General features: G+C 65.6%; 6 protein-coding genes and 3 CRISPR repeat arrays. Of the genes, 2 read left to right on the forward strand and 4 right to left on the reverse strand.

Annotation, left to right across the window (positions count from 1 at the left end):
- Nucleotides 1-188 precede the first annotated feature (188 nt).
- Nucleotides 189-737: a DinB family protein gene (locus U0177_RS21155; RefSeq protein WP_409572650.1), complete on the reverse strand. Its 549-nt coding sequence runs from the start codon at nt 735-737 to the stop codon at nt 189-191.
- 799 nt (nt 738-1536) lie between these two features.
- On the opposite strand from U0177_RS21155, the gene U0177_RS21160 reads away from it, so the two are divergent.
- The gene (locus U0177_RS21160) at nt 1537-1806 is read left to right on the forward strand and encodes a hypothetical protein (protein ID WP_409572651.1); all 270 of its coding nucleotides are present in this window, start codon (nt 1537-1539) and stop codon (nt 1804-1806) included.
- Between the two features lie 89 nt (nt 1807-1895).
- Here the strand turns inward: U0177_RS21160 and U0177_RS21165 are convergent, their stop codons facing one another.
- Entirely contained in the window at nt 1896-2159 is a 264-nt protein-coding gene (locus U0177_RS21165; RefSeq protein ID WP_409572652.1) for a hypothetical protein, read from the reverse strand.
- A 182-nt stretch (nt 2160-2341) separates the two neighbouring features.
- On the opposite strand from U0177_RS21165, the gene U0177_RS21170 reads away from it, so the two are divergent.
- A complete protein-coding gene (locus U0177_RS21170) occupies nt 2342-2521 on the forward strand; it encodes a hypothetical protein (RefSeq protein WP_409572653.1) in 180 nt (59 codons plus the stop codon).
- Between the two features lie 2035 nt (nt 2522-4556).
- Nucleotides 4557-5038: a CRISPR direct-repeat array (repeat unit 37 nt; unit sequence CAGAGGAACACCGCCCCGAGGCGCAGGGGTTTGAAAC).
- Nucleotides 5039-5218: 180 nt separating this feature from the next.
- Nucleotides 5219-6437: direct repeats of the CRISPR family, unit length 37 nt; unit sequence CAGAGGAACACCGCCCCGAGGCGCAGGGGTTTGAAAC.
- Nucleotides 6438-9714: 3277 nt separating this feature from the next.
- Here the strand turns inward: U0177_RS21170 and U0177_RS21175 are convergent.
- Nucleotides 9715-10584 (reverse strand): hypothetical protein, encoded by an 870-nt coding sequence (locus tag U0177_RS21175; protein ID WP_409572654.1) that lies wholly within the window; start codon nt 10582-10584, stop codon nt 9715-9717.
- A gap of 301 nt (nt 10585-10885) precedes the next feature.
- Nucleotides 10886-11881: a CRISPR direct-repeat array (repeat unit 37 nt; unit sequence CAGAGGAACACCGCCCCGAGGCGCAGGGGTTTGAAAC).
- Nucleotides 11882-12178: 297 nt separating this feature from the next.
- Nucleotides 12179-13912, reverse strand: a complete 1734-nt coding sequence (locus U0177_RS21180; RefSeq protein ID WP_409572655.1) for a transposase — start codon at nt 13910-13912, stop codon at nt 12179-12181.
- Between the last annotated feature and the right edge of the window lie 190 nt (nt 13913-14102).

The raw sequence follows: 14102 nt of genomic DNA on the forward strand, positions 1-14102 counted from the left end.
CGAAGGCTGAGCGCTCTGTCAACGGAGTTCTCTCGTAGTGGCGACACCAACGAAACACAGTGTCATGTTGAGCGAAGCTTCACTCCCTCGATGAGGAATCAGAGAGGGAGGGAAGCGGCGCTCCCCATGACAATGAAGTGCGATGAGTCATTGTTTACAGACTACTGAGTACTTCCGCCGCGCAGCCGTCAGCGCGGCGGGTCGTGGCCGACACGCCCGTCGATCGATTCGCGGAGCAGGTCGGCGTGGCCGTTGTGGCGCGCGTACTCCTCGATCATGTTGAGCAGGATGTACCGCAGGCTCGGCGCCGGGCTGTCGGGCCCGCCCGGCCGCCGCGCCGGCCCGCCCTCGGCGATTGCCGCAGCGAACAGCGCACGAGAGCGGGCCACGGCGTCGCGCCAGCGGGTGTAGAGCTGCTCGGCGGAATCATCGGCGGCGCTGCGCCAGTCCCACGCGGGATCGGCGCCCCAGTCCACGGCGTTCCAGGGTGGGAGTTGGCTGTGCCCGTGCAGCCACTCCGTAGACATATCGTCCTCGAAGCGAGCGAGGTGCTTGAGCATCCCGCCCAGGGTCATCGACGACGGGCCGAGCGTCGCGCGCAGGCCGGCCGCGTCCAGGTCGCCGCTCTTCCAGGCGAACGTCGCGCGCTGGCGCTCCAGAAAGCCCAGCAGGGTAGTCGCCTCGTCGGCGGCGATGGGTGGCTCCCACCGCCCGGCCTCATACGCAAATTCTGTCATGGCGCCTCCATTGCTGCGCGGGTCACGCTGGCGCGCGTAGCCATCGGCCGGTCGTCGCCGCTGATGTTCGATCGGCGCGTGTACGATCTGCTTCGCGCCCGACGCAGCCTGCCACCTGCCGATCAAGATGCGCCGGCGTTTGACCCAGACCAAGGAAAGGATAGTGTGCGCGTAGCACAGACCGTGCCGCAGCCATTTCATTGCGCGGTGCGGCCACGCGCGCTAACGTGCTGACTCAGCGGGGCGTGATCACGCCACGGCGCGCTGCTCCTCGATCGCCCCAATGCGTCGAGGCGGAAGGTGCGCTTTGGCCTGGCGCGCGCAGCAGTACGCCCGCAGGTACTACTCCCTCCGCGCGCGGCTCCAGCGCCAATGGCCGCACCGTGCGCCGGCTCCACGCCCCCACCCTGCCGGTGTCGTAGTACAGCGCCACCAGCGCCTGCTGCTCCAGCGCCCGCTCCAGCACACCGCTCGCACTTGCGCCTCCGCCATCTGCCTCCCCGGCTCTGGCTGCCTCCGGCGGCGCGCGCAGCCCCGCCAGCCCCGCGTCGAGCGCCGCCAACAGCGCCGCCGACAGCCCCACCCGCAACCGCGCCTCCAGCCCGTCGTCCGCCAGCAGCGGCGCGCCGGCCGGCGCGTGCGCGCCGGTAGTACGCCCACGCCAGCGCCAGCGCCGCCCGCTCGCCAGGGCTCAGCGCGCCGTCCTCGCTCCCGGCCTGCGCCGTCGGCGGCGCGCCTGCCCACGTGCACGCCACCCCCTGCCGCTCCAGCGCGCGCCGCAGCGGCGCCACCTGCTCCGGTGCCGCACCAGCGCCAGCCCCGGCGCCACCCGCTGCCCCAGGTAGCGCCGCACACCGCCCCTTGCGCCGCGCGCTCCAGCACCCGCGCGTCGTCCACCTGCAGCACCGTCGTCTCCACCAGCCGCGCCGGCGCCGCCGGCTGGCGCGGCAGCGCCGCGCCCACCCAGCCGGCGGCGGCCCGGCGTGGGTCGCCAGCAGCGCCCAGCAGTCGTGCGCGCCCCGCCCTGCCCACGCGCGCGCGCCAGCGCGTGGCCGCCGTCACGCGGTAGCACGTGTGTGTCGCGTCGCTCGCCTCCCAGCGCATACGGCAGCAGCCGCAGCGTCGCCGCGTGGTCGGCCGCGTGCGGCACCTGGGTACTCACCCCTGCCGCGCCATACGCCCAGCGTGGCGCGGGGCGCTCGGCGGCGGTGGGCGCAGCGGCGACAGGTCGGCGGGCGGCGAGGTATCCCAGCGGCGGGCCAGGCGGCGCTGGCCCGGCCGGCCGCGCACGCGCAGCGCATCGCGCATGCGGAAGGGCTGGGCAATCGCCAGCGGTTCGAGCAGGTCGGGCCAGCGGCGGGCGCGCGGTCGGCGCGGGGTCGGGAGCCGGCTCGGGCAGCGCGGGCGGCGCGGCCCGGCCACAGGCACCCAGCCAGGCGAGCGCCCGCGCCAGGCGGCGTCGAAGACGGCGGCGGGCGCGCGGCGCTGCCAGGGGGCGCGCGCGTGACGGGACGAAAGCGGGCGTGGGTGTGGGCATCGGCGAGCGGGCCAAAGGCGCGCGCCAATGCGGCGCAGCGCGCCCGGGGCGGCAGGTCGGCGGGCAGGTGGCAGGCGGCGCCCCAGGCGAGCAGGCGGCGGCGCAGGCGCGGCCAGTCGACGCCGCGCAGGTCGACGCGCAGGCGCCGGGAGCCGGGCGCCGGGCTCGGGCGCGGCTTCCAGGCGGCGCGGAGGGTGGCGAGCTGGCGGGCGGGGGCGGCGGCAAGCACGCGCTGGCCGGCGAGTGACAGGTGGCGCGGCCGGCGTGGATATCGAGGAGCTGGTGGGCGGCGAGGAGCGGGAACAGCCAGGCGAGGACGGCGCAGGGGCATCGGCGGGGGAGGCGGGGGCGAGGCGCGGGGCGAGGGCGCGGAGGGTGGCGCGCGGGGGAGCGCGCCACGGCGGGTGAGCGGGCAGGGCGCTCGGCGCAGGCGAGCAGCAGGGTGGTAGCGGCGCGGAGGGCCAGCGGCAGCGGCGCGGCGGGGTCGGGCGCGGGCGGCGGGGCGGCGGGCGGGTCGAGCGGCTGCGGCAGCCAGCGGCGGCGGACTTCGGGGGGGACGAGGAAGTGGGCGGATGGCGGGGGTGGCGGGGCGGGGGAGCAGCCAGCCGAGGAGCAGGAGCTGCTCGCTGATCGAGCGGGGAGCGAGGTCGGCGGGCGAGGAGCGGCCAGGAGCGGAAGGGGCCGAAGCGGGCGGCGAGGGCGTCGGGGCGGATGCCGCCACGGCAGGCGCGGAGGAACTGGAGGGCAGCCTGGGCATCGGGGAGGGCGGCATAGACGGCGCGGACGGTGGCGGCGTGGCAGAGGGCGAAGCGGAGGCGGGCGAGGCGGGTGGCAGGCGGGCAGGCGCGCGGCAGCGAGGATACGCTGAGCGCGGGCGATCTGGCGCCGGGCGAGGGCGGGAAGGTCGGCGAGCATACGCACCCAAAGATCTATGGTTGACCTCCGACGAGTGACCTGCTAGACTGGAGGAAGTGGGGACATGATAGCGAGGGATGGCCAGACGCGCAACCGGGCGCAGGCACGGTGGGCAGTGGTGGTGGCGCGGGAGGGCATCGGAACGCGCGCGCAGGCACTGCCGGTGGTGCGAGGCTCAGAGGAACACCGCCCCGAGGCGCAGGGGTTTGAAACTTTGTGGGGCCTGCTTACCCAGACCCCCTGAAACCAAGCAGAGGAACACCGCCCCGAGGCGCAGGGAGCGAAACGAGCCCAGTGCACAACGCCTGGCTCTCGCCCAACAGGGGGTCAGAGGAACACTGCCCGAGGCGCAGGGGTTTGAAACGATTCCTTGCTGGTCGCCCAGGCGGCGTATTCCAGCGCGTCAGAGGAACACCGCCCGAGGCGCAGGTCAAAAACTCCGCGGGACCCGCAGCAGGAAGTGGTTAGCCACCCAAGCAGAGGAACACCGCCCTCGAGGCGCAGGGTCGGAAACCGCAGGTCAGGTCGTCTTGGTCGCGAACATCGCCGCCCAGAGGAACACCGCCCCGAGGCATGCAGGGGTTTGAACCTGCTCTCCCGGCTCTTCGGAGGACGCCTGTTCGCTCAGAGGAACACCGCCCGAGGCGCAGGGGTTTGAAACATGGAGACATTGCTCCCTCCGTTCACCTATTGTATTAGCCAGAGGAACACCGCCCCGAGGTAGGCCGAAACCTGCTTGGGTTAACCTTGGGCTTGGCCCGGAAGCTCCACAGAGGAACACCGCCCTTGAGGCGCAGGGTTTGAAACCTCGCTCGTGTCGTCATGCGCTACCTCCTTCCTTATACCAGAGGAACACCGCCCCGAGGCGCAGGGGTTTGAAACCAGAACACCATTGAGACTTGCACCGGTCCCCCAAACAGAGGAACACCGCCCCGAGGCGCAGGGGCGTTTGAAACCTCGACCACCATGTCGTAGCTGTTGTCCTGGCAATTGACAGAGGAACACCGCCCTGAGGCGGAAGCTGAAACACTCCGGCGAAGGTTCTCCTCCGCTCCGGCCCAGGAATGCAACAGAGGAACACCGCCCCGAGGCGCAGGGGTTTGAAACATCTGGTGTTGCCACGACAGTCTCTCCTTGATGGTATGCAGAGGAACACCGCCCCGAGGCGCAGGGGTTTGAACACCGACAACTGGCCGGACGACACCCCTGGCCCAGGAACAGAGGAACACCGCCCCTCAGGCGCAGGGGTTTGAAACTCGGCCAGTCAAAGGTATCGCGTAGGTCATAGCTGACCAGAGGAACACCGCCCCAGGCGCAGGGGTTTGAAACGCTGTTGCCTCACAGTTGAACAATATGACATCGCCCCCCAGAGGAACACCGCCCCGAGGCGCAGGGGTTTGAAACATCACGGCGTTGTCGTGTGCCGTGCGCACGATGCGCCAGTTCAGAGAACACCGCCCCTGAGGCGCAGGGGTTTGAAACAAAAAATGGAGATGTCCCAGGCAACGTGCCGGTAACAGAGGAACACCGCCCCGAGGCGCAGGGGTTTGAAACGGCTGTTGACATAGTCAATCAACTGTCGGTTAGTCCAGAGGAACACCGCCCCGAGGCGCAGGGGTTTGAAACTCACCTGTGCCGCTCCGATTGCCGGTAGCATGGGCATCAGAGGAACACCGCCCCGAGGCGCAGGGGTTTGAAACACGGTTGGAGCCGTGGTAGCGGTCGCGCTGGGCAGCGGCAGAGGAACACCGCCCCGAGGCGCAGGGGTTTGAAACAAACATTTATTCGCAGAGCGAATAAAACCACACAACCAGAGGAACACCGCCCCGAGGCGCAGGGGTTTGAAACATTCATCAATACGCGGATCGATGCCGCCGAAGCCCAGAGGAACACCGCCCCGAGGCGCAGGGTCGAAACTTTGGCGCTATCGACTGTACGGCACCCGAGCCGAGCTTCAGAGGAACACCGCCCCTGAGGCGCAGGGGTTTGAAACTTAGATACTGTCGTCATGACTTCGTCGCGAGTCTGACAGAGGAACACCGCCCCGAGGCGCAGGGGTTTGAAACCAGCAGCGCCGGCGTCCATCGCCGCCAAGATCTGGGCAGAGGAACACCGCCCCGAGGCGCAGGGGTTTTAAACGTCATTACGGCGTGAACATAACGAGCCTAATCTCGGTCAGAGGAACACCGCCCCGAGGCGCAGGGGTTTGAAACATGTCGCCACGCACCCAGACGGGTGCGTTGTCGTACCAGAGGAACACCGCCCCGAGGCGCAGGGGTTTGAAACTTACTAATACAACCAGACACATGTTCAGCTACCCAACAGAGGAACACCGCCCCGAGGCGCAGGGGTTTGAAACTTACACCAGGGCATCCATTCATATGGCAGCTTATATCAGAGGAACACCGCCCCGAGGCGCAGGGGTTTGAAACAGGTCGCCGTGACCGAGACCGTGACCGAGGTTTCGCCAGAGGAACACCGCCCCGAGGCGCAGGGGTTTGAAACCAATTCTATCACCCCCTTTCCAGCTTACTGTTTGGGTTCAGAGGAACACCGCCCCGAGGCGCAGGGGTTTGAAACGTCGGGGCCGGCTTCGGCGTGGCTGCGGGTGGGTTCCAGAGGAACACCGCCCCGAGGCGCAGGGGTTTGAAACTCGCCAGCTCGACAATAGTGCCAACGGCTATACCGATCCAGAGGAACACCGCCCCGAGGCGCAGGGGTTTGAAACGTCCTTCCACTATCAACTTCTGACCATACGATATTTCAGAGGAACACCGCCCCGAGGCGCAGGGGTTTGAAACGACCTCCAGTGGCATATAAGCGGCAGGCAATCCTCTAAGCCAGAGAGGAACACCGCCCCGAGGCGCAGGGGTTTGAAACGTTACACCTCCTTTCAAAGCCTCTCTTCCTCATATCCAGAGGAACACCGCCCCGAGGCGCAGGGGTTTGAAACCTGTTAATGAATCGTGGGCCCAATATACTTACAAGAGCAGAGGAACACCGCCCCGAGGCGCAGGGGTTTGAAACAAGAACAGTTAACGCTGTTTTTACTCCATTTATCATCCACAGAGGAACACCGCCCCGAGGCGCAGGGGTTTGAAACACCCGCCAGCTTCACTGTGTATCGAACAGAACCGCCAGAGGAACACCGCCCCGAGGCGCAGGGGTTTGAAACAATATACGGACCTGCCGCAGTGGATCCGAGAAACCCCAGAGGAACACCGCCCCGAGGCGCAGGGGTTTGAAACTTGGCTTTGTGTTTGTGTTAGCGGGGCTCGCGCCCTCCAGGGAGCGGAACACCGCCCCGAGCAGGCTGGAACAGCTCCGGAACAAATGCGTCCGTCCACTCGATAGAGGAACACTGCCCTGAGCAGGGGTCGAAACTCGAGTTTGTTGCCGTCGAGGCCGTGCCGGCATCGCCCAGAACACCGCCCGAGGAAGAACACAGCCATCGACGAGGAAAATACAGCAGTTGAGCTGACCAACCAGAGGGAACACGGCCCGAGGCGCACAGGGTTCGAACACGCGCCCGTGCGGCGGAGCTAGCTGGTGCCAGTGAGGTCATCGGCCCGAGGGCAGGGTTGAAAACTGCCCCGGCAGATCCATCCGCGATCTTTTCATAGAGGAACACCGCCCCGAGGTTTTTTTTTTGCATTGAAACTGCTCTCAGCATGGCCTTCTACTCACTGTGCTGCTGAGAACACTGCCTGAGAATGAAACAAAGGCAATCCATGTATCAGTATATCTCAGAAGTCAGAAACACTGTTTGAAAGCAGGGTTGAAACTTCTTTGTTTATTCTGTGAGTTTAACTTTCTCTGCAGATAAACACTGTCTAGGGGAAGATGAAACGAAGATGAGGCCTGAGAACAACTAGCAGAGGAATACTCTGCCTTGAGAAAAGCAGGTTTGAAACGCTCTCCGTTTGGGAGGAAGTCCTCATGGAGCTGAGATAACATCGTGTCTAGTGCAAACGAACACATGAAATGCCGGAGAAATATGCTTCAAAGCTCAGAGAAATACCGTCTAGTGTGTTTGAATGTTGAACACACACAAAGATGACTTTCTGCTTCTGAGAATACTGTCTAGTGTTAGGTTTAAATCCCGCTTCCCGTTTCCAAGGCCTCCAAGCCCTCCAGAAACACTTCCGGAAAGGCTTCAAACTTTATTCAGAGTGCTGTCTGAATGCATCACAGAGAACACTGTCTGTTAGTTGAAACAACTTCGGATGGCATCATTGCTGGGTTCTGTTTGAATGCTTGAGGAACACTGCTCTGAGGGCACACACATCACAAGGAGTTGCCAGTTCGAGACTAGAGGAAGACGTTCCCATAGGCCTGAAACCGCTAGACACAACGTGCCAAATTCCACAAAGAGAATGCCTCTGAGGTGGTATTGAAACATATGTTGATGAGTTGAATTGAGGCGCATCCGAGAAACATCACCTCAGAAAGTAGTTGAAACTAGTATCGTATTTAACTGATATCTGCGTTGTTCTGAGGAATATCATCCCATGCAGTTTGAAACTACAGAGTCAGATTGCCACTGGGAAGTTGTCACACGGAGGTGAACATCGTCCTGAGGCAGGTTTGAAACAGTCAGGAAGAGAGAAAGCTGTCCCAAACACAGAGGAACACGTCCTGAGGCAGGGGCTCAGGCCACAGTCTGGGAGGGTGCCACATTGGAGCTGAGATGAGAGGAATACTGCCCTGAGGCAGGTTTGAAACCTGACAATGGCCCAAGAGGTTGGTGACATCCAGACTGACATGAGGAAACACTGCCCCGGAGGCAGCAGGGGTTGAAACATATACCTTTCAGTTCAGTTGCCATCACAGTCTCAGAGGAATACCTGCCCTGAGGCAGGGCTGAAACTGCTCATCGAGGACGCAGATATGAACTCAGAGGAACACTCGCCCTGAAAGCAGGTTTGAAACCAACTGTCAACTCGATCGGCGGCGGCCCGATCCAAAGAGAACACCGCCCCAGGCAGGCCGAAACACAAGATCCATGAGTGCCTTGCACAGCCAGATGCGACCGTCAGAGGAACACGCCCCGAGCAGGTCGAGCAGCAGTCGGCTGAAACGACGATTGCACACCGCAGCAGAGAATACCGCCCTGAGGCGTAGGTTTGTTATCACGGCGACAGCACGAAACAGTGGACTTCAAGGAGGAACACCGCCCGAGGGCAGGGCTGAAACGCCTCGCTCGTCTTCGCCATGATCCTGCTGTAGAGGAACACCACCCGAGGTGAAGGCCGAAACCCACCCGGCAGGGCCGGTTTTCGAGCCGATAGAGGAACACGGCCCCGAGGGCGCAGGCCGAAGAAACCTCCCAGTTTCTCTCACATAGGCCCCAGACGAGGAAGATCGTCCGAGGCGCAGGTCGAACGAGGTGGCCGATGGCTTGGCCCGGCACCGCGAGAAGGAGGAACATCACCGAGTACCGCACAGGGGTCGAAATCACGAACAAGGCAAGGCCAATGCTGCGGCAGGACAGAGGAACACCGGCCCGAGGCAGCGTCGAAACCAGCAACCCACGCAGGAAGATGATGGCCACCAGCGAGGAACACCGGCCCGAGGCGCAGGAGGTGCGCTGAACAGCGGAACGAGCGCCTGCGGGGGTGCCGAACAACGACAAGGGGGCGGCTTCACCACCGGGGCAAGCGCGCAGCCGGCGGCGCGCGGCGTCGCCTGTCGGCATGAACGACCGCCATCCTCAGCCTTCGTGGACACGACGGTGCGCGGCGAGGGCGCAGCCGGGTGCGCGCTCGAGCGTCGGCTTCGTACAGCCGATCGAGGATCCGTCGCGCGCCATCGGCGCAGGCTACGCCCTGCCTCGGGCCAAATCCCTGCGCCGCGCCTGGACCTGGCGGCCGTGCTGGCCTCATCCACCGATGAACTTCACCGGCCGCCTGCCTGTTCAAGGCCAAGGCAGGTATCCTGGTCAGTCGCCTGCCGCCTCCCAGCGGAGCAGCGGATGCAACGAAGGCCGCCTGCAGATGATCAACATGGCTACGTCAGCGGTTGCGGCTACATGCGTCGCCGCGCCGAAGCCTTCGATGTGGTGATGGTCGAGGCCCGTCCATTCGAGCTGCGATCCGTCGATCACCGTGAGCGCGTGGCATGGCGAAGGCCGCCCTGCAACAGCGTGATGAACGCGCGCCGATGCGCGCCAGTTCGTGCCGCATCGTGCATTGCCTGCTGGGCGGCACAAGTTGACTGGCGATGGCCAGTGCTGGTCGGTCATTGCAGCGGCGGTAGCCGGCACTTCTCGCGCTGATGGAACTGGCCGCTGGCGTGGTCGAGATATTGCCGCAGCCGCAACACCAGGTGACCGGCTGCTGCGCTGGCGCCTGCTCGGGCGCGAACTGCTGTTCGCCCTCGGCGGGACGAACGGCATTGAAGCGCGAAGCCGCTGGCCTGGTAGTACCGTAGACGAAGGCGTCGAAGGCCATCCAGGCGCCAGCGGTGGCCGGCGACCCAGACGCTGTTCGACCTGGGCTGATGAGCGGGTGGAAGAAGGACGGGTCACTCGTTGAATGGGCGGGTGCGCTCGGCCAGCACGACCTCGGTATGGTCGGGGAGGCGGGTGACCACAATCCCGGCGGCGTAGCCCCAGAAGATGTCGACGCCGACGTGCAGGCGACTGGCCGGCTTGGCGTCGGTGGTCGGAGCCGGATGGTCATCGCCGTCGGCATCGGCGGGCGCGCGATTGGGGCGCGATTTGACGCCCAGTTTGCAGTCGGGGTCGGCGTTGGGCTGGCGGTTCTTGTCGAGGCGACCTTCCTTGATGCACTGCTTGGGGTTGTTCTCGCGCACCCAGGCGAGGAGCGCCTGGGTGTCGCCGGCGATGATGTCGCCAAAGCTGGCCTGCTGGTCGGCGGGAAGCGTGGCGCGCAGCAGCTCGACCGTGGCGGAGAGCAGGAACTGGAGCGCATCATTGGGCAGCGTGCGCAGGACAGTGGAAAAGTGGCGGCGCTTGGGGACGGTTTGGGCCACGTCGAAGCCGTGGGGCGCAGCCGGATCGGGCACGCGCACGAAGCCGAGCCAGTAGACCAGGGCGGGATGCTCGACGAGGAAGGCGCGCAGGTCGGACATGAAGCGCGTGCCCTCGTGGAGCTTGACGAGATAGGCGGCGACGAAGGGGGCGCGGGGGAGGGGCGGTTTGCCGGGCCAGGGGCGGAGGCGCGAGCGCTCGGGGAAGTCGGCCCAGGGGAGGTCGCCGAGCAGGGCGCGATACTTCTGGACGAGCGGGTCGGTCTCAACCCAGGCGGGCAGCGGGGCGTGGGGATGGAGCAGCGGACAGGCGAGGTCGCGGGGCGCAGAGGACGAGACGGCTGGCTGGGGCCGGAGGGCGGCGCGGAGCCAGTTGAACGGAGCGCGAAAATCGAGTAGCATGGCAAGGTCTCCCACAGGTGGTGGGTGGGTTGGTAGCACAGTCATCCTACCACCGGTGTGAGGACACGGCGACGCCGGATGAAGATCCGGCGTCGCCGCAACGGAGGCAAGCGACGGCGATTGTGGGACTGTGCCAGCGAAGCGACGCCGATTGTGGAGCTGGCGTCGGTTCAGGAGCTCGGGCGACGTCAATTCGAGAACGAGCGTCGGCGAGCGACTGCAATCTTATGTTCAGCGCGCCCCTCAGGCGCAGGGGTTTGAAACTCGTAGTAGACATCTCACGTATCCCTTTCTTTTTAAGCAGAGGAACACCGCCCCGAGGCGCAGGGGTTTGAAACATGGCCACCGTCGGGGGTGGGCTGCTTTCCGTGCCGGCAGAGGAACACCGCCCCGAGGCGCAGGGGTTTGAAACTTCCATCTTCGACCGCATATAGTACATACATGTTGCCCAGAGGAACACCGCCCCGAGGCGCAGGGGTTTGAAACAGGCACTCCAGTATGCACAGTCAACTGACGTAAAAGTAGCAGAGGAACACCGCCCCGAGGCGCAGGGGTTTGAAACAGAGCCACGAGCAGGCATCCCGCGTAAAAGAGCTCGCCAGAGGAACACCGCCCCGAGGCGCAGGGGTTTGAAACAGTTTGGTCAGGCGCAGGTTTGGCGCCTTGCACAGCCAGAGGAACACCGCCCCGAGGCGCAGGGGTTTGAAACGCAACTCCGCTGTCGGCGAGGGCGGTCCGGATATACAGAGGAACACCGCCCCGAGGCGCAGGGGTTTGAAACATCATGGTCTAGCTCCTCTCGCGCCTTCGCGCGTTTTCAGAGGAACACCGCCCCGAGGCGCAGGGGTTTGAAACGGCGAGTCCGGGAATCATGCTGAGCACCACTGCCAGAGGAACACCGCCCCGAGGCGCAGGGGTTTGAAACATAGGCCCAGCCATCGCTGGTGAAGTGCGTCAGAAGCAGTAGAACACCGCCCCGAGGCGCAGGGGTTTGAAACCAGGTTGTCCACCGCCCGTCCTCGCTGACATTGGCACCCAGAGGAACACCGCCCCGAGGCGCAGGGGTTTGAAACTTCAAATCGCCAACGGCGAACAGGCAGTTGACTGCCGCAGAGGAACACCGCCCCGAGGCGCAGGGGTTTGAAACAAGACCGGAACCTAATCTCCCATTCCTACGGTTAACCTTCAGAGGAACACCGCCCCGAGGCGCAGGGGTTTGAAACACTGCCACGGCCACGCCCCCCATTTGACCACGAGGGTCAGAGGAACACCGCCCCGAGGCGCAGGGGTTTGAAACCTTGTGATCCGGATCGATCCGCGACCAGTTGGTCAACAGAGGAACACCGCCCCGAGGCGCAGGAGAGCTTCGGGTAATTGGGGGCGTCTGGTCACGATTCGCGTGCTGCGGGGCTGCTGACGTGCCTGGGGCGGTGCGCGCCCACGGCGACCCGATGCGCAGCCGCTGGGATGTCCCTCCGTCGGCGTGGGTGGGGGCTGGATTGCACGTCGGTCGGGTGCCTTCCGCCGCGTGCTGCCCACGCCGCGACCGCCCCAGCACGCTGGGCCATCCCTCGCGCTGGCAGTCGCTGCCCCATCACGGCACTGGTCGTTTGGCCAGCCCCCGCCGCACCCGCGAGAGCCACAGCAGCAGGTTGCGCATCGCACACGCCTGGTACAGCTGACATTGCGCTGCCTGTGTCCCGAGCCGCCGCGCCCGCCGGCAGCCCTGGTACCGCACCAGCCACGCGATGACTGGCTCGACCCGCCAGCGCTCGTGCAGCAGCGCCCGGCCTTCCGGCGTCTGGTTGAAGCTCAGGGCTGCCCGCAGATACACGTGATAGTCCGAAATGAACACGCTGCGGTGTCCCGTCGGCTTGGCCTCCACGTCGCGACAGCGCGGCCAGAGCGGGCACGCGCGGCATTGGGACGCCAGAAAGCGGAAGCTGACCCCGTCGCCCGCGCCGTGGCGGTAGGCCGTGGTGGTCACCACGCCGTTGGGACACGTGCAGCGCGTGCGTTCGGGGTCGACCACAAAGTCGGCCACCGTGAAGCGGTTCGGGGCGCTGCCGCCGCCTTGGGGGAGCGGCGCGACCATGCGGGTCTGCCCGTCGCTCACTACATCGATCTGCGCGCGGGTCTTGCCCCAGCCGCCGGCGGCATCCATGAGATAGAGCGGTGGGAGCGGGTCGCCGGCCTGCTGCTGCTGGGCCAGGATGGCGGCCGGGCCGTCGCTGTCGGGCGTGCAGCCAGTGAGGGCGACCGCACCGCGGATGCGCGTGGCGGTGGTGCTGATGACGACGTTGCTGCCGAGCACGGCGGGCTGGTCGTCGTGCTTGCGGAAGGTGGCGTCCATGTCGATGGCGCTGGCTAGGCGCCGCTCGCCACGCTCCTTGACCGGCCGTTCGGTCGCGTAGCCAGTCGCGTCGATGCTGAGTTCGTCGGTGATGACCTTCGCCAAGGCGTTCAGGGAGCCCTCCACCACGCCGCGCACCGGCGGGTCGAGGGCCGGCAGGTGGGGCGTGAGCCGCTCGGTGAGCCAGCCGGCAACGGTGACGGCGGCTTGGAGCCGCTGGTGGCGGGCGAGGGCGGTGCGCGGGTGGCCGGGGTGGGCGAGCACGCTGAGGTCGAGCGGGGGCAGGGCGGATTGGAGGGCGGCGGGCGCGTGGGCGATCCAGCAGCGGGCCAGGCGCAGGCTGAGGTGGTTGAGCAGGTGAGCCGGGCTGACACTGGGGGCGACCGGGCTTTCCATGGCGAAGGTGTCGACGATCTGGGGAGTGGTCTCTGGCGGCTCGGGGTCGACGCATTCCAGGAAGGTGAGCACGTCGCGGAAGAAGGCGTCGGGAGCGTGGGCCTGCATAGAGGCGTGGAAGTCGGCCAGGGTGCTGTGGTCGGGGCCGGGCTGGGTCAGGGGCAGGCCGACGAACCAGCGCACCAGCAGGTTGGTGGTGAGCAACTCCTCCAAGACCGGGTCGGAGCAGGTATCGGCCCAGGCGCGGACGATCTCGGCGCGGACGAACTGGTCAATGGAAAAGGTGGGCGGGCGGCCTGGCGCGCTGGGGGGATGATGGAAGGCTGCGCAGGCGGCCACAACAGCGGAAGGGTCGTACCACTGGGCCAGCAGCACGAGGGGATGGTCGGCACAACGCAGGAGCAGCGGGCGATAGACCAGGGTGGAGAGCCAAGCCAGGATGGGCTCCAGGAAGCTGCCAAGCAGAGACAGCACCAGCGGCGGGACATCCGGCAGATCGGGCGTGCGGCCACGCAGGACAGGTGGTATACTGAGCATGTCAACCGCCTTGGTGGAAGCAAGATAGGATTCGACACCCATATCATGCCACACCTGGGCGGTTGCGCAACGATGCGAAAGAATTACCCGAAGCTCTCGCGCAGGGGTTTGAAACAGCATATCGCCACCGCTAGTATATGGCTCGACCAATGCAGAGGAACACCGCCCCGAGGCGCAGGAGGGGTGCGCTGAACATAATCGAGCGCCGGTGGGGGTGCGCTGAACAGAATCG

This window comes from Kouleothrix sp. (assembly GCF_046328425.1).
Lineage (GTDB): Bacteria > Chloroflexota > Chloroflexia > Chloroflexales > Roseiflexaceae > Kouleothrix.

What these genes read in the sequence shown, in the direction of transcription:
- U0177_RS21155 (WP_409572650.1), bottom strand. Translation starts at nt 737, where the DNA reads ATGACAGAATTTGCGTATGAGGCCGGGCGGTGGGAGCCACCCATCGCC.
- U0177_RS21175 (WP_409572654.1), bottom strand. Translation starts at nt 10,584, where the DNA reads ATGCTACTCGATTTTCGCGCTCCGTTCAACTGGCTCCGCGCCGCCCTC.
- U0177_RS21180 (WP_409572655.1), bottom strand. Translation starts at nt 13,912, where the DNA reads ATGGGTGTCGAATCCTATCTTGCTTCCACCAAGGCGGTTGACATGCTC.